At 41.3% G+C, this 15,463-nt stretch carries 17 protein-coding genes and 2 tRNA genes; 10 read left to right on the top strand and 9 right to left on the bottom strand.

The genetic code is table 11. The features are described 5' to 3' along the window. The first annotated feature begins 48 nt into the window (after positions 1-48). From fadB to AC3CAU_RS04180, 3 genes are all read left to right on the top strand, one after another. A complete protein-coding gene (fadB, locus tag AC3CAU_RS04190; protein ID WP_131215198.1) occupies positions 49-2,202 on the top strand; it encodes a fatty acid oxidation complex subunit alpha FadB in 2,154 nt (717 codons plus the stop codon). Positions 2,203-2,214: 12 nt separating this feature from the next. Further along, a complete protein-coding gene (fadA, locus tag AC3CAU_RS04185) occupies positions 2,215-3,387 on the top strand; it encodes an acetyl-CoA C-acyltransferase FadA (protein WP_131215200.1) in 1,173 nt (390 codons plus the stop codon). 174 nt (positions 3,388-3,561) lie between these two features. Then, the gene (locus AC3CAU_RS04180) at positions 3,562-4,413 is read left to right on the top strand and encodes a hypothetical protein (RefSeq protein WP_131215202.1); all 852 of its coding nucleotides are present in this window, start codon (positions 3,562-3,564) and stop codon (positions 4,411-4,413) included. Positions 4,414-4,495: 82 nt separating this feature from the next. Here AC3CAU_RS04180 and tehB read toward each other — a convergent pair whose 3' ends face one another. Continuing rightward, complete coding sequence (gene tehB, locus AC3CAU_RS04175; RefSeq protein WP_131215204.1) at positions 4,496-5,365, bottom strand: SAM-dependent methyltransferase TehB; 870 nt, start codon at positions 5,363-5,365, stop codon at positions 4,496-4,498. 209 nt (positions 5,366-5,574) lie between these two features. Then, complete coding sequence (locus tag AC3CAU_RS04170; RefSeq protein ID WP_131215206.1) at positions 5,575-5,844, bottom strand: hypothetical protein; 270 nt, start codon at positions 5,842-5,844, stop codon at positions 5,575-5,577. Between the two features lie 398 nt (positions 5,845-6,242). Between AC3CAU_RS04170 and AC3CAU_RS04165 the strand changes: the two genes are divergently transcribed. Next, entirely contained in the window at positions 6,243-6,677 is a 435-nt protein-coding gene (locus AC3CAU_RS04165; RefSeq protein WP_447053746.1) for a hypothetical protein, read from the top strand. A 97-nt stretch (positions 6,678-6,774) separates the two neighbouring features. Here AC3CAU_RS04165 and AC3CAU_RS04160 read toward each other — a convergent pair whose 3' ends face one another. From AC3CAU_RS04160 to AC3CAU_RS04130, 7 genes are all read right to left on the bottom strand, one after another. Next, entirely contained in the window at positions 6,775-7,305 is a 531-nt protein-coding gene (locus AC3CAU_RS04160) for a hypothetical protein (protein WP_424619945.1), read from the bottom strand. 267 nt (positions 7,306-7,572) lie between these two features. Next, complete coding sequence (locus tag AC3CAU_RS04155; RefSeq protein WP_131215209.1) at positions 7,573-8,307, bottom strand: class I SAM-dependent methyltransferase; 735 nt, start codon at positions 8,305-8,307, stop codon at positions 7,573-7,575. A gap of 27 nt (positions 8,308-8,334) precedes the next feature. Next, a complete protein-coding gene (locus AC3CAU_RS04150; RefSeq protein ID WP_447053747.1) occupies positions 8,335-9,036 on the bottom strand; it encodes a hypothetical protein in 702 nt (233 codons plus the stop codon). Positions 9,037-9,053: 17 nt separating this feature from the next. After that, complete coding sequence (locus tag AC3CAU_RS04145) at positions 9,054-9,503, bottom strand: hypothetical protein (RefSeq protein WP_424619939.1); 450 nt, start codon at positions 9,501-9,503, stop codon at positions 9,054-9,056. Between the two features lie 108 nt (positions 9,504-9,611). After that, positions 9,612-9,687, bottom strand: a tRNA-Phe gene (locus AC3CAU_RS04140). Between the two features lie 132 nt (positions 9,688-9,819). Next, positions 9,820-9,895, bottom strand: a tRNA-Phe gene (locus tag AC3CAU_RS04135). Between the two features lie 499 nt (positions 9,896-10,394). Then, positions 10,395-10,772, bottom strand: coding sequence for a GNAT family N-acetyltransferase (locus AC3CAU_RS04130; RefSeq protein WP_131215219.1), 378 nt, complete (start codon positions 10,770-10,772; stop codon positions 10,395-10,397). 96 nt (positions 10,773-10,868) lie between these two features. Between AC3CAU_RS04130 and hisB the strand changes: the two genes are divergently transcribed. The 6 genes from hisB to AC3CAU_RS04100 all read left to right on the top strand — a co-directional run bounded on the left by hisB (position 10,869) and on the right by AC3CAU_RS04100 (position 15,336). Continuing rightward, on the top strand, positions 10,869-11,462 hold the full coding sequence (gene hisB / locus AC3CAU_RS04125) for an imidazoleglycerol-phosphate dehydratase HisB (protein WP_424619937.1): 594 nt from the start codon (positions 10,869-10,871) through the stop codon (positions 11,460-11,462). Beyond that, positions 11,462-12,079, top strand: coding sequence for an imidazole glycerol phosphate synthase subunit HisH (gene hisH, locus AC3CAU_RS04120; protein WP_424619935.1), 618 nt, complete (start codon positions 11,462-11,464; stop codon positions 12,077-12,079). Before hisB ends, hisH begins: the two co-directional genes overlap by 1 nt. 168 nt (positions 12,080-12,247) lie before the next feature. After that, positions 12,248-12,772, top strand: a complete 525-nt coding sequence (locus tag AC3CAU_RS04115) for a DUF805 domain-containing protein (protein WP_131215229.1) — start codon at positions 12,248-12,250, stop codon at positions 12,770-12,772. Positions 12,773-12,884: 112 nt separating this feature from the next. Beyond that, on the top strand, positions 12,885-13,562 hold the full coding sequence (locus AC3CAU_RS04110) for a 3'-5' exonuclease (RefSeq protein ID WP_447053748.1): 678 nt from the start codon (positions 12,885-12,887) through the stop codon (positions 13,560-13,562). Between the two features lie 67 nt (positions 13,563-13,629). Further along, on the top strand, positions 13,630-14,361 hold the full coding sequence (gene hisA / locus AC3CAU_RS04105) for a 1-(5-phosphoribosyl)-5-[(5-phosphoribosylamino)methylideneamino]imidazole-4-carboxamide isomerase (protein ID WP_131215235.1): 732 nt from the start codon (positions 13,630-13,632) through the stop codon (positions 14,359-14,361). Positions 14,362-14,433: 72 nt separating this feature from the next. Continuing rightward, positions 14,434-15,336, top strand: a complete 903-nt coding sequence (locus AC3CAU_RS04100) for a DMT family transporter (RefSeq protein ID WP_424619931.1) — start codon at positions 14,434-14,436, stop codon at positions 15,334-15,336. Positions 15,337-15,463: the final 127 nt, after the last annotated feature.

Here is a 15,463-nt window from a genome sequence, read left to right as displayed (position 1 = left end):
CTTCAAAACATCAACTTAATAAGTCCTCCAAAATAAAGGAGATCAGGCATGATCCACGCTGGCAATGCCATTACCGTCCAAATGCTTTCGGACGGAATTGCAGAATTCCGCTTTGACTTACAAGGTGAGTCGGTCAACAAATTTAACCGTGCAACGATTGAAGACTTTAAAGCGGCGATTGAGGCTGTTAAAGCCAATAGCGACGTTAAAGGTTTAATCGTTACCTCTGGTAAATCAACATTTATCGTAGGTGCAGACATCACTGAATTTGGTGATAACTTTGCTCAAGGCGAAAAAGCAATTGTGGATTGGGCGATGCCTGTTCACGAAATTTTCAACAGCTTTGAAGATTTAGATGTTCCTAAAGTTGCTGCAATCAATGGTATGGCATTGGGCGGTGGTTTTGAGATGTGCTTGGTCTGTGACTACCGTATCATGTCAGAAGCAGCTCAAGTGGGCCTGCCTGAAATCAAACTCGGTATTTTCCCCGGCTTCGGTGGTACAGTTCGTTTAAGCCGTGTGATTGGTATCGATAACGCCGTTGAATGGATGGCGATGGCGAATCCTAAACGCCCTGATGCAGCACTGAAAGACGGTGCGGTTGATGCGGTGGTTGCTGCGGACAAACTTCAAGCAGCTGCAATTGACCTGGTGAAACAAGCCATTGCTGGTCGCCTTGACTGGAAAATCAAACGTCAGGAAAAACTAGATCCAGTTAAACTCAGCCCAATCGAACAGATGATGGCGTTTAACTCATCTAAAGGGATGGTTTTAGCCAAAGCAAATCCTGCGCAATATCCTGCGCCAAAACTTCTTCTTGATTCTTTACAAGCGGGTGCAAGCCTTCCACGTAACGAAGCATTAAAAATTGAAGCGGAAGGTTTCGCTAAAGCTGCAATTACGCCTCAAGCAGGTGCGTTGATTGGTTTATTCATCAACGATCAAATTGTGAAAAAAACCTCGAAGCGCTATGAAAAAGGCGCGCACCCAGTCAACCAAGCGGCTGTTCTCGGCGCGGGTATCATGGGTGGTGGTATTGCTTACCAAGCGGCAAGCAAAGGCACACCAATCATTATGAAAGATATTGGTAATCCGCAACTTGCTTTGGGTATGAAAGAAGCAAATGGCTTACTGACCAAACAAGTTGAACGTAAGAAAATGACCCCTGCAAAAATGGGTGAAACTCTTGCGCGCATCCGCCCTACTTTAAGCTATGACGAGTTTAAAGAAGTGGACATCGTGATTGAAGCGGTGACTGAAAATCCAAAAGTAAAAGGCATTGTATTGGCTGAAACTGAGAAGAATGTTCGTGAAAACACGATTATTGCTTCAAATACTTCAACCATTTCAATCACTCGTTTGGCTGAAAACCTGCAACGTCCTGAAAACTTTGTCGGTATGCACTTCTTTAACCCGGTTCACATGATGCCTTTGGTTGAAGTGATTCGCGGTGCGAAGACATCTGATGAAGCGATTGCAACGACTGTAGTTCTTGCTCAGAAAATGGGTAAAACACCAATCGTAGTGAACGACTGCCCAGGCTTCTTGGTTAACCGTGTATTGTTCCCTTACTTCGGTGCATTCGACCTGTTGCTTAAAGACGGCGCTGACTTCCAGCAAATCGATAAAGTGATGGAACGCTTCGGCTGGCCAATGGGTCCTGCTTACTTGATGGACGTTGTCGGTATTGACACGGGCGTTCATGGTGCAGAAGTCATGGCTGAAGGCTTCCCTGACCGTATGAAACCGGACTTCAAAGGTTCGATTCAAACCATGTATGAAAATAAACGTCTAGGTCAAAAGAATGACGTTGGTTTCTACAAATACGAGTTAGACCGTAAAGGCAAGAAAGCGAAAAAAGTTGATCCTACAGCATATGATCTGATTGCATCTGTAGTGACTGGCGAAAAACGTGAATTTGACGCGCAAGAAATCATTGACCGTATGATGCTGGCTTTCTGTAACGAAACAGTTCGTTGCCTGGAAGACAACATTGTCGCGACTGCCTCAGAAGCAGACATGGCGATGATCATGGGTGTAGGTTTCCCTCCATTCCGTGGCGGTCCATGCCGTTACATCGACCAAACAGGTGTTGCTGAATACGTTGCGCTTTGCGACAAGTATGCACACTTAGGTAAAGCTTATGAAGCGCCACAAATGTTGCGTGACATGGCTGCTAACAACAAAAAATTCTACGGTTAAGGAGCAACGTGAATGGCTACTTTAAATCCACGTGACGTTGTCATCGTTGATGGCGTACGTTCAGCAATGGGTAAAACCAAAAACGGTATGTTCCGCAATGTACGTGCTGACAGCTTATCTGCTGAATTAGTTCGTGCCTTGGTTGCTCGTAACCAGTTTGATGTAAACGAAGTTGAAGATGTGATCTGGGGCTGTGTAAACCAGACCCTAGAACAAGGTATGAACATTGCGCGTAACATCGCATTGCTTGCTGATCTTCCAAAAACTGTTGCAGGTCAAACTGTTAACCGTCTTTGTGGTTCATCTATGCAGTCTATTCATACTGCGGCGGCACAAATTGCAACCAACCAAGGTGATATTTTCATTATTGGTGGTGTAGAGCACATGGGTCACGTCGGCATGATGCACGGCATCGACCTAAACCCTGAAGCATCTAAGCATTATGCTAAAGCATCTAACATGATGGGCTTAACCGCTGAAATGTTGGGTCGTATGAACGGCATTACGCGTGAAGAACAAGATGCGTTTGGTGTGGAATCTCACCGCCGCGCTTGGGCTGCAACGCAAGAAGGTCGTTTCAAAAACGAAATCATTGGTGTTGAAGGTCATGACCAAAACGGTTTCAAAATTTTGTGTGATATCGACGAAGTGATTCGTCCTGATGCAAATATTGAAACATTTGCCGGTTTACGTCCTGTGTTCGACCCGAAAGGCGGTACGGTCACTGCTGCTACATCTTCAGCGTTATCTGATGGTGCTTCTGCAATGTTATTGATGTCTGCTGAACGTGCTCAAGCTTTAGGTCTTAAGCCACGTGCTGTCATTCGCTCTATGGCGGTTGCAGGTTGTGACGCAGCAATCATGGGTCATGGTCCAGTTCCTGCAACGCAAAAAGCGTTGAAACGTGCTGGGTTGTCAATTGCTGATATTCAAACGTTTGAATTGAATGAAGCGTTTGCTGCACAAGGTTTATCTGTTCTTAAAGGCTTAGGCATTTATGACCAGCAAGACCGTGTGAACTTGAACGGTGGTGCGATTGCGCTTGGTCACCCACTAGGTTGTTCTGGTGCGCGTATCACGACGACATTACTTAATGTGATGGAGCAACAAGATACACAAATCGGTCTTGCGACGATGTGTATCGGTCTTGGTCAAGGGATCGCAACGATTATTGAACGTGTTTAATTCTTAATTAAATATTGAGATAAAAGAAACCTCGCTTATTGCGGGGTTTCTTTTATCTATTTTTAAAAATAAAATTATGAAATATATTCATTTAAATAAAAAAAATTATTAAATTTTTAATATTACTTATACATAATGATCAAGCAAATTCATCAAAATTAAATAAGAGCACTTATGAAAAAAATTGTATTACCCCTTATTGCTAGTTTGGTATTTACTGGTTGTGCTACGACAAAAATTTCACCAGAAGCGCGCCAACAATTAAATAAAACACAAGCTGCAATTCAAGCAAAACCTGTTTCAATTTTAGTCAATTCATGCCTTTTAACCAATGAATTGGGGAAAGATTTAGTACTCAATGAGCCTTCTAAACTCACTGCTGAGAAATTCATTCAAGCATTTACACAACAGTTAAACCAACATAATGTGACCGTCAGCGCTTCTGCCGTACCATTCATTTGTGGAACAATACCAGAAGAACAACTTAAAAAATATGAGTTTCAAGCAGATACAAAATCTAAAAGAACACTGATTAATACCTATCCTCTGTTAAATCAAAATAATATTAATATGACCGATGAGCAAAGGGCAGCTGTTCTAGTTTTAAATCAATATATTGCGAAATTTGATGCAGTACAGCTAAAGATGGTGCAAAAGCAAAAGACAACCTTAGACATACCTCAGCTAGATGATAGAACCATCAACACACTAAAAAATTGGTCAAAATCAAATTATATTTTTGTTGTTTCAGTGGATGGATTAAATGCGTCTTTGGGTTCTAAATTTGCATTTGGTGCTTTAAGTGTAGGCGTAACACTTGCAACGATGGGTGCAGGTGCTGGAATCGTGACTGCCTATATGCCAAGAGAAGGGCAACAATATTCTGTTCGTCTTTTAGATTTGGATAAACAAGCATTTGAATGGAATAAATATGATTTGCTTAAAGGTAATATTTATTCCATTAAAAATCATACTGTTCAAGCCGATACTATATTAAATCCTTTATTTGAAGTAAAAGTTAATTAGTAGCAAATTCCATGCTTTAAGTTTTAAAAATACAGTTCAGCAAGTTGAAAAAATCTTTTTTTAACTTGCTGAATTTAGAACACTATGCTTCAGACTTTTGCGCCAACAAAGTCACAAAATGCTGTTTAATCCGATTTCCCTGCTCATCCACGCGATGCAACTCACCAACATTTTCATTGTATTTCACAATTTTCCAGCCTTCGTAATAAGCACTTAGCTCCCCTGGCTGAAAGGCAAATGGAAAATCAGGCTGTGCCGGAAGATCGGCCGTGTCCATCGCACAGACAATCAGGTTATAGCCACCAGACACGGTCGCCTGCTGCATCTGTGTAATGAGCGATGGAATAGTTTTCGCCTCCAGAAACATCATCACCACGGTACAGTAGATAAATTCATATTGCCCTGGAATGCTTGCATCCGTGTTGAGATCGCGGCGCTGTATCTGTAACTGATCAATCTGCTCCGTCTGCACAATCTGTCTTAAGGTCTGCAAACTGTTTTCGTTGACATCCCAGGCATCAACCTTAAAGCCGTGTTGACTTAAATACAGGGCATTACGACCTGAACCACAGCCCACATCCAAAGCGTGGCCACCGTGTAAATAAGGCATGGCTGCCAGTACTTCGGAATGGGTAGCGGTCAGCTGATATTTTTTGCTGAAGTAATCCTGTGGCAGACAGTAAAACCGTAACTGACATTGCATATCATCACTGGCAGAACCAATCTTATGCCAGGCCTGTGGCTCAATAAATGGAGGCTGCTGCTCTGGGGTAAATACATGCTCAGACTGTACAGCACCCGACTCATCCAGTATCGCAAAATGCAACTCACCCCTTAATACGGTCAGTTTTGCCCAGGTACCAACTTTGGTATTGTGCTGATTTTTAAAACCTTGCGGAATACCCTGCTGTGTCCAGACAGGAAGTTCTTTATAACAAATAAGCTGTTCCATAAAAGACTGCGCTCCAAAGCATCAATTGTCGGTCTGAAATCAATCAGTTGACTAGATTTTTAGCATATGCCGTTTAACAGCAAATTGAAATAAACCGATCGTATTGCATACATACAAGCCAGCTCCCCCCTATAAAAAAACCGTCCGGTACGGACGGTTTGACGGTTTGACGGTTTTTAAAAAAGAGAAGCAATAAAACTCCAGTTTTACTACACCAGTTGTTCGCGTAACCACGCCATATATTTTTCTCGGTCCATAAAATCAGGCGAATTGCCTGTGTCCAGACTGAAATATTGCTGATTGAACTGAATCACAATCTGTTCAGTATGATGCCAGCCTTCAATCAGCTGGAAATACTGGTTGAAGAAAGACCGGCTCTTGCTCCAATTGTTCAGGCTTTCCAGTTTCGGATATTTTTTATTTTCAACAAACTCACTGTATAGATGCTGAATATCATCAAAAACATGTAGGGTTTTCATGACTCACCTGCCTAGATTTCATGTTGTGATCTTTGCGACCGTTTTAATCTAGCAACAGAGTTTGAATAACAAATGACAGTCTTATTGCAAAGCTATGATGTTTGAAAAGATGAGATGCTTTTATTCAACTGCATAATAGTTTTGCCGGAAAAAAACCAAGAAAATTTAATCATTACACTCATCAGAAAATATCAATTTTTATATCATCAAACCGAGATAAAACTAAACACTCAAAAGCAATGTAACCCATCCGCAACATCATGTTATCACTTTGTAATTTTGGTTGAATAATCACGCAACCAAAACAATTGCCAAGTCTCCTGTAACCAAACGAATCCACAGAAGGAATAGTATTCACAACGCATTATTTTCAAAACATTTTCTATAGAGTGATGACTATGAATACGATTAAAACGACGATGGCGATTGCTTTAGTTACTGTAACCACTTCTGCTATGGCGACTACCACTGTAGAAGCAACTCCCACTGCTAAAATTGCTGCATTAAAAGCACAAGTAAAAGCAGAAACCACCCCAACTGCAACAACAGTTAAAGACGCTGCTGTAGCTAAAACCGTAGCGACTAAAGATGCTGCAGTGGCAAACACTGTAGCAGCTAAAGATGCGACTGTTGCTAAAGCAACTGAAGCAAAAGATGCTGTAGTAGAAAAAACTGCTGAAGTGAAAGATACAACCGTTGCTCAAGTAACTGAAGCTAAAGACACGACTGTTGAAAAAACTGCCGAAGTAAAAGAAGCAGCTGCTGAAAAAGCGGATGCTGCTAAAGCTGAGAAAAAAGGTTTCTTCTCTTGGTTTAAAAAATCTGCTGCTTAATCTGCGGTAACGCATTTTAGCTGTAAAAAAAGGATGCCATTAATGAGCATCCTTTTTAGTTCTAACCAAAAAATCTTTTTATCTAAATAATGCTCAACTAACGAATACCATTATTTTGAATAGATCCTTGCTGTTGTTGCAACTGTCTGAGTGCTTCATTTTGCGAGGTACTTTCCAGAAGCCCCAAGGAAATTTGCTCTCGAGCAATTTGTACATTGGTTGCGTTACGGTCTATACCAAAAGGTTCAAGGATAATATACAAGCCCTCTCTTGGATCAGAAGACTGCAAACCTCGTGCAACCGCCAGAACATATTGCTGCTGTTCCAATGGCAAACTGTTTATATCGGGTATTGGTCCATCAGGCACAAGATCTATGGTCGCTAAAATAGTCGGATTAACAACAAAGTTTTGAGTGTCCAGTTGTATTTGCATAATCTGATGCTGCAAGGCTCTCACTTCTTGCGGATCTTGTTGATATTGAATTATGCCTGTAGTTTCAGCTCTTAATTCCGGTTCTGCCATCATTCTTAAAACAGGCATTTCAGCAGTATCAGCAAAAGTAGAGGAAATTGAAAAACTTCCAGCAATCGCTACTATTACACAGGACAAATTCTTTAGGAGATTCATGGCAGTTTTACTCAAATAAATAAAAGTAAACAAACACCCTTCAACAGCCATTATTCTATAATAAACGCTCTATTTGACAGCCTTTGCTCAGATAAGCGGTTTGGTAAAAACCATAATTTTTATCTAAAAATTACTTAATTAAGAATCTTTATATACTTAATATTTTTAATAAAAAACAGAATATTTATTCGATTAAAATATAAAAATCATATTTTTATCTTCGCTTGATCACATTAACATCACGATATAAAGCAAGCAGCTAAATCTTTATTTTTCCGCCGTTCCCACACGTAATAAGATAGGAAATGTTACATCTAAATTGTCTGGTGCAGTTTGTAAAACCTCTGAAATCCGCTGTAGCGGCTCATGATCATTTTTATCCAGATAATGCTTCAGCGCTGACCAAGTTTTTAAATAGCTCAACAATTGCTGCGGTGACCATTGATATTGTAAACGCAGTTCCGGAACAGCCTGTTCATTAAAAGGAAATGGAATAGTCTGATATAGCTCATCAATATAACGGCGCTCAGCATCCCAATAGCCGTTTAGCGTTTCAAAGTACAGCTGTTGAACCAGGCTATTAATCGCAGCATCCTGTACCTCAATTAAACCATAACCAATGGCAGCAAAAACCCCTTGTGGTTTAAGCACCCGTTTAACTTCTTTATAAAATGCATCAAAGTCAAACCAGTGAATGGCTTGAGCCACCGTGATCAAGTCAATGGAGTTGGCTGCAATACTGGTCTGCTCGGCTGCTTGCACCTGATAGCTGACATTTTCAAAATAAGGCGCTTGCTGCAACTGTGCTTCGCTAATATCGGTTGCCATCACATGATTGAAATACGGAGCTAATAATTGGGTAAATTGTCCAGACCCAGCACCACAGTCCCATGCAAAATTTCGTTCCGGAACATGCTTTAAAATTTCTTTCACAATTTGGATGGAATAATTCGGGCGGGCTTGTTTGTAGTAAAGACTATTGCTGGAAAAGAGGTCTTTCATTAAACCATTCTCAAAATATTTGTTAATTTAATCAATCACCTGGTCAATTTTAAAACGGGTCTGGGCAATTGGATTAAGCTGATCATTCAACTGATAATATTTAACATCATAAGTTCCGACTTTCCAGCCCTTCACTGGATTAAAACTGACCCAGTTCTGTTCCCGAGTGGCACTGACCCGCTGTGGCATAAAAAACAGCACTTCACCTGTAGACTGGTTGCTCCAGCGCACAAAGACCTGCTCGTTATTAGGTACTTTTCCCAAAGTATCAAAATGGGCAAATAACTGTTGTCCGGCATAAATCTGCCTAGGCAACACATCTCCTACTGAATATTGTTGTTCTGTCGTCACTGTGGCCTTCCCTGCCAAAACTTCATTCGGATCATTTTCTGAATCGACAAATTCACTGACCAGACGTTTGGCAAACGCGTGTTTATTTTGAATATCGGATAAGTCATAGCCCGGAAAGGATTGCTCAAGATACTTATTGATCTGTTCAGTGGTCGTGCTATCTATGACTAGATTGACCTGTGTTTTCTGATTTTTTAGCTGCTGTTGTAAGGCAAGACCTTCTCCAGGCTGAGTCTGTCCTTTGGGTTGGATATGCTGAATAAAATTTTCCACAGCAATATCCTGATTATGCTCAGGAACATGCTGTTCAGACTCAGGCTTGGATGAAGCCACCCAATAACCCAATCCAAAGCAGAGAATGCCAATAATGAACGGCATAAAAAATTTCATGGTTTTTAATTACAAGCGATGGTTTCAGTCAGGTTTCCGACATTGATACTTAAACTTCCCCTCGGAAATAATGTGCCTGCACTGACTTGCAGTCTGGTGAAATTGGTTCCGGACAGTAGTCTTAATCCTTCTGAAGTACAGATTCCCGTCTGGGTATTATTGGTGAGTCTTAACACGCAGCCATTCGCTGTTACTCTATGCGTATCAACCACTGGCTGAGTACATACCTGGGTAATCACTGGTGAAGATGAAGACTGTACGTCACATGCGGAACAATCCTGACTCGCACCGCCACAAGCATTGGCTGCTCTTTCACTGCGACAGACATAGGTTTGTGAACCAAAAGTAAAAGTTTTTTCAAAAGAAGAGTTAAAGTTATCTCCGATTCCACTGCCACCACAGGCTGTCAGCAGGAAAGAAAGTAAAGTTAATATTGAACATCCGATTGTTTTCATTTTTTTATGCTCGAATTGTTATTGATGTTATTTTATACGAAAAAAGTTCAGCTGAAAAAAACGCTGACAAAAAAAAACCTCAAACATAATTTGAAGTTTTTTCGTATATGGTGGCGAGACCCAGGATCGAACTGGGGACACACGGATTTTCAATCCGTTGCTCTACCTACTGAGCTATCACGCCGATGCGGTGTATTAAGCCGTATCTGGCATCAATAGTCAATATAATTCATGACATTTTTATTTGATCGAATATTTTTTGCCCAAAAAAAATCCCTGATGGGATCAGGGATTGAAATCTTGATGATTTTGAATATGGTGGCGAGACCCAGGATCGAACTGGGGACACACGGATTTTCAATCCGTTGCTCTACCTACTGAGCTATCACGCCGATGTCGCGTATTAAACAGTCTAAGTGTTTTTCAGTCAAGCAGGTTTTATGCTTTTTTAAACAAACGTTTATTTTTGCAGCAAATCTCAAGTTGTTTGATTATTTTTTATTTAAAACTTCATTCACTATTTCAACCAAAGCTATGTTTAAGCATAAAAAACAGTTTCAAGGCTTAATGCTGATCAGTTAAAAGGATTTTAATAAACTTCTTAGCTTTTGGTCATTCACAACGAAATCTTATTTTTTTTAGATCAAATACTTGGAGCTCGAATATTCTTTTGTTTCGTCAAAAGAACCAAAAGCATTTGTCACCCGCAAAACTCGTCCACTATCACCGTGGAGCGAATTTATCGCATAAACAGCAACTTTTTTAATCTTGCGCTACCTCAAACAATTGCGGATGACGTTTACGTGTATCAAATAACATGATGAATTCACAATAAAAAAAATGCCAGTCAATTTCTTAACTGACTGGCATTTTTTTATAATCTATTCAAACTTAAATTTTTTCCAGATGCGCCAGACAACGATGAATGGCGCCACAGCCCGGTTCAAACGTCTTCACGCCCTTTTCTTCTTCCATACGGCAGACTTCGCTCACCAGTCGTTCCGCAACGCCGCGTCCACGGTTAGCCGGATGAACCACAATATTTTCTAGGATCTTGCTTTCCCCTTGTCCAGTGCACCAAATCGCCCCAATCAACTTAGTATTAAATTCTGCTGTGTAAACTAAGGTATACTGAGCCAAGTTTTGCTCTAGTTGTTCAATGGCATCCTGCCCATCTCCAAATTCCGGGCTAGTGTCATACAGTCGCTCAAGCTGGCTGCGCACTTCGTCATTTTCTAGTGAAGTATAAGCATGTACGGTAATAGGCATTGATTAACCCTCCTGAGCAATCTAATATGCGATGATTTCGTCATCGCGAAAAAACATTTTACATCATCATTTTTAACGTTTTTGAGGAACGTGTCTATGACGCAACGTATCAGTGAAGTGGTAAGAAACACTAACGAAACCAAAATCCGAGTTCGTGTGAATCTTGATGGTACGGGTCAGGGCACCCTCAACACAGGTGTTCCATTTTTAGATCATATGATTGATCAAATCAAGCGACATGGCTTGTTCGATATCGATATTCACTGTGATGGTGACCTGGATATCGATGACCATCATACTGTCGAGGACTGTGGTATCACACTCGGTCAGGCTTTCGCCCAAGCGTTGGGTGATAAAAAAGGCTTACGACGTTATGGTCATTTTTATGCACCACTGGATGAAGCTTTAAGCCGTGTGGTGGTCGATTTATCCGGTCGCCCTGGCTTATGGATGGATATTCCATTCACTCGCGCCCGTATTGGTACCTTTGATGTTGATCTATTCTCTGAATTTTTTCAAGGCTTTGTGAATCATGCGTTAATAACATTGCACATTGACAACCTGAAAGGCAAAAACAGTCATCACCAGATCGAATGTACATTTAAAGCCTTTGCACGCGCGCTGCGTATGGCCTGTGAAATTGATCCACGTGCTGAAAATACTGTCGCTTCAACCAAAGGGACTTTGTAATGACCCGTATTGCCCTTCTTGACTATGGCATGGGAAATTTACACTCTGCAGCCAAAGCCCTGGAACATGTGGGCGCAACTGTCGATGTGACCAATGATCCTAAATTAATTGCCCAAGCCGATAAAATTGTATTCCCCGGTGTCGGTGCAATGCGTGACTGTATGCAAGGCATGCATGAAGCGGGTATTGATGAAGTGGTACGCCATGCGGTATTCAACAAACCAGTTTTGGCGATCTGTGTCGGTATGCAGGCTTTGATGCAGCACTCTGAAGAAAATGGCGGTGCAGATGCACTGGGTATTTTTGAAGGCGAAGTAAAGCACTTCCCGGAAATGGCGGGCTTAAAAGTTCCCCATATGGGCTGGAACCAGGTTCATCAGGCAGACCCAAGCCATCCAATGTGGAAAGACATTGAACAGGATGCGCGTTTCTATTTTGTGCATAGTTTCTATGTTGAACCGAAAGATGCTGCCCTGGTTGCCGCGACCTGTGACTACGGCTTAGAGTTCTGCACGGCATTGCATAAAGAAAACCTGTTTGCCACCCAGTTCCATCCAGAAAAAAGCCATACCGCAGGTTTACAGTTACTGAAAAACTTTGTGGAATGGAACATCTAAAACTAGAATTTTAGACGCTTAGATCAACATTTTAAAAGCTCAACCCTGGTTGGGCTTTTTTTATTTTGGGATCTGAGTTTAAAAATTCCTCTTTGAACTTATATTAAAATTGATTATTATTTGACTAAATATTAAATATATCCATTTAAAAAATATAGGAAAATAATAATGAGTAATATTAGTAATGACTCAGCATTGAATGCTGATGGACGATTTGGTCGATTATCTTATTTGGGCTGGAACGGACTGCTATTGTTCGTTGTGATGACTTTGGGCATTCTTAGCGCCGTCCTGCTTCCTGGTTTTGTACCAGAACCCAGCCAAGGCATGCCACTTTTCCCCATGTTGCTATTAGGCATTGTGTATATTGCGATGATTTACTTTTCTTTTATTTTTGCGATTCGTCGCCTGCATGACCTGAATAAAAGTGGCTGGTTATCTTTACTGATGTTGATCCCATTGGTCAATTTAGGTTTAGCCGTGTATTTAACTTTTGCCAAAGGTGATGAACATGAAAACCAGTTTGGTCTACCACGTATAACAAAAACCTGGGAGAAAGTTTTAGCATGGTTCTATGTACTGATTTTTCCACTTGGTATTCTCACTGCTATTGCAGTCCCTGCCTATCAAGATTATGTGCAACGTGCACAAGTGGCACAAATGGAAATACCACAAACTGTGCAAAACCATTAACCGTTGCCTCTATTATACATACCTAGAGCCTGTAATTATGCAGGCTTTATTTTTGCCTAAACTCGGAAAAGCGATTAAGCTGAATTTAAAATAAATTATTATATTGATCATTATGGAAGAACCTCTGCTTCAAACGCTACCCAGCAAAGAACAAATTCAGGAATTGCCTTTATTTCAGAATCTTCCCATGCAACAGATTCATCTCATTAATAGCATTGAGCAATGTCTTGCCCTCGAACAAGAACTGAAAAGCTGTGCATTACTGGGTTTCGATACCGAATCCAAACCGACCTTTGCCAAAGGTGAAGTGTCAACAGGGCCGCATCTGATTCAATTGGCCAGTCACGATACAGCTTATTTATTTCAAATCAACCCTCAAATATTAGAATTTCTAAAACCTGTTTTTGAGAATCGGGATCAAGTTAAAGTGGGTTTTGGCTTAAAAAATGATGCCCATCTTTTTCGCAAAAAAGGCATTGAGCTGAATAGCGTGATTGAACTGTCGAAATGCTTTTCCGCCTTTGGCTTTTCTAATCCTATGGGGCTAAAAAATGCCATGGCACTTTTATTTCAAGTGAATTTTCCCAAAAGTAAAAAAATCAGTACCTCGAACTGGGCACGTAAAATACTGACACCCCATCAAATTCAATACGCGGCTGCCGATGCTTATGCACCGGTACTGGTGTTTGAAGAATTGCTGGGTTTAGGCTTACTGCCTAAACACATCCCCAACACTTCATTAAAATTACGTATTAGACCGGATAAAATAAAAGCTGAAACTGAGGCTTAGAGATTTAACAATATTTTGCTAAGATGACAAACAATAACTTTAACGAGATTAAGCAAGGAGCGAAAGCATGCTGATCATCCCTGCAATTGACCTGAAAGATGGCAAATGTGTCCGTTTAAAACAAGGCCGTATGGAAGATGATACCGTATTTTCTGACGACCCCGTGGCCACTGCACAGCATTGGGTAAATGAAGGCGCGCGCCGCTTACATTTGGTTGATTTAAATGGTGCTTTTGCCGGGACGCCTATCCATAAACCTGTAGTTGAAGCAATTGCTAAAGCACAGCCTGAACTTCCAATTCAAATTGGTGGCGGTATTCGTTCGCTTGAAACCATTGAACATTACTTGGATGCAGGCGTATCTTTTGTCATTATCGGGACTAAAGCGGTTCAAGACCCAGCTTTCGTCGAAGAAGCATGCAAGAAATTTGCAGGCCGCATTATTGTCGGAATTGATGCGATGAATGGCATGGTGGCTACCGATGGCTGGGCAAATGTCACTGACGTAAAAGCGACTGATCTTGCTAAACGTTTTGCAGATGCGGGTGTATCGAGCATTGTCTATACTGACATCGCACGTGATGGCATGATGCAAGGTGTAAACATCGAACAAACTGTAAATTTGGCGACCTATTCAGGTTTGCCTGTAATCGCGTCTGGCGGTGTGACCAACCTTGATGATGTTCGCAACTTAAAAGGCCAACCGGGCATTTTAGGTGCGATTACCGGCCGTGCAATCTATGAAGGCACACTGAACCTTCGTGAAGCGCAATCACTTTGGGATGATCAATCCATTTAATATGGGTTCCACATCCTTAAAGGAGGTCTTCGGACCTCTTTTTTATTTCAATCAAGTCATCCCTGTATAGACATGTTAAACGTTCCTTCATGGTTTAAAACCAAAGCCCCGCAACTGGCCTTAATTATGATTACCATGATTTGGGGTGGGTCATTTCTTACCGTGCAATATGGTTTAAATTTTGCCAGTCCCATGTTTTTTGTCGGCTGTCGTTTTATTACAGCCATGCTTTTTGTTAGCTTGTTTTCCTGGAAAGATTTAAGCGGTATTAATCTGAAAGAAATTGCTGCCGGTGCCTTAATAGGCTTATTGATCGCGATTGGCTATGGCACCCAGACCATTGGGCTACAAAGTATTAGTAGCAGTGAATCAGCTTTTCTAACCGCGCTGTATGTGCCCTTAGTGCCGCTTCTGTTGTGGCTATTGTTTCGTAAAACGCCACCATTTATGACTTGGTGTGGTGCAGGGCTGGCTTTTCTCGGTCTCATATTTTTGACCGGCAATGGCTTTGGGCACGTACAACTGAGCTTTGGGCAAATTATTACTATTCTGGGTTCAATCGCCATCGCCCTTGAAATTATCCTGATTAGTTTTTTTGCCGGTAAAGTCAATGTACGCCGCGTAACGGTGATTCAGCTCGGCTTTGCGTCTGTTTTTGCTTTTTGCATGATGCCTGTGACGGGTGAAGCGTGGAATCCATCATTTTCTTGGCCACTGATGATCATTCTCTGTGGACTAGGCTTGGCCAGTGCAGCCATTCAATTGGTGATGAACTGGGCACAGCGTGAAGTTGATCCTTCACAAGCTGCTATTATCTATTCAGGTGAACCGGTCTGGGCTGCCCTGATTGGACGATTGGCTGGTGAACGCTTACCCATGCTTGCCATTTTGGGTGGTGCATTGGTGGTGATGGGTGTGATTTTGAGTGAATGGAAGCCGAGGTTTTTGAAGAAAAATAAAGAGCTGGCTCGCTAATTTACTCTTTTTATTAGTTAAATTACTGAGATGAAAATTGATCAAATTTAACGAAAGTTATTGAATAAACCCACTTAGACAAAATTATTCTTTACCTTAAAAAAATAAATAAAAAAGGCAGCTCCCA

Source organism: Acinetobacter sp. GG23 (assembly GCF_057766365.1).
This window is presented reverse-complemented; position numbering and strand designations above follow the sequence as displayed.

Coding starts and splice junctions, on each gene's coding strand:
- tehB (WP_131215204.1), bottom strand. CDS start 5,365: ATGGAACAGCTTATTTGTTATAAAGAACTTCCTGTCTGGACACAGCAG.
- AC3CAU_RS04110 (WP_447053748.1), top strand. CDS start 12,885: ATGGAAGAACCTCTGCTTCAAACGCTACCCAGCAAAGAACAAATTCAG.
- AC3CAU_RS04180 (WP_131215202.1), top strand. CDS start 3,562: ATGAAAAAAATTGTATTACCCCTTATTGCTAGTTTGGTATTTACTGGT.
- AC3CAU_RS04100 (WP_424619931.1), top strand. CDS start 14,434: ATGTTAAACGTTCCTTCATGGTTTAAAACCAAAGCCCCGCAACTGGCC.
- AC3CAU_RS04160 (WP_424619945.1), bottom strand. CDS start 7,305: ATGAATCTCCTAAAGAATTTGTCCTGTGTAATAGTAGCGATTGCTGGA.
- hisH (WP_424619935.1), top strand. CDS start 11,462: ATGACCCGTATTGCCCTTCTTGACTATGGCATGGGAAATTTACACTCT.
- AC3CAU_RS04165 (WP_447053746.1), top strand. CDS start 6,243: ATGAATACGATTAAAACGACGATGGCGATTGCTTTAGTTACTGTAACC.
- AC3CAU_RS04115 (WP_131215229.1), top strand. CDS start 12,248: ATGAGTAATATTAGTAATGACTCAGCATTGAATGCTGATGGACGATTT.
- AC3CAU_RS04150 (WP_447053747.1), bottom strand. CDS start 9,036: ATGCCGTTCATTATTGGCATTCTCTGCTTTGGATTGGGTTATTGGGTG.
- AC3CAU_RS04170 (WP_131215206.1), bottom strand. CDS start 5,844: ATGAAAACCCTACATGTTTTTGATGATATTCAGCATCTATACAGTGAG.
- hisA (WP_131215235.1), top strand. CDS start 13,630: ATGCTGATCATCCCTGCAATTGACCTGAAAGATGGCAAATGTGTCCGT.
- hisB (WP_424619937.1), top strand. CDS start 10,869: ATGACGCAACGTATCAGTGAAGTGGTAAGAAACACTAACGAAACCAAA.
- AC3CAU_RS04155 (WP_131215209.1), bottom strand. CDS start 8,307: ATGAAAGACCTCTTTTCCAGCAATAGTCTTTACTACAAACAAGCCCGC.
- AC3CAU_RS04130 (WP_131215219.1), bottom strand. CDS start 10,772: ATGCCTATTACCGTACATGCTTATACTTCACTAGAAAATGACGAAGTG.
- fadB (WP_131215198.1), top strand. CDS start 49: ATGATCCACGCTGGCAATGCCATTACCGTCCAAATGCTTTCGGACGGA.
- AC3CAU_RS04145 (WP_424619939.1), bottom strand. CDS start 9,503: ATGAAAACAATCGGATGTTCAATATTAACTTTACTTTCTTTCCTGCTG.
- fadA (WP_131215200.1), top strand. CDS start 2,215: ATGGCTACTTTAAATCCACGTGACGTTGTCATCGTTGATGGCGTACGT.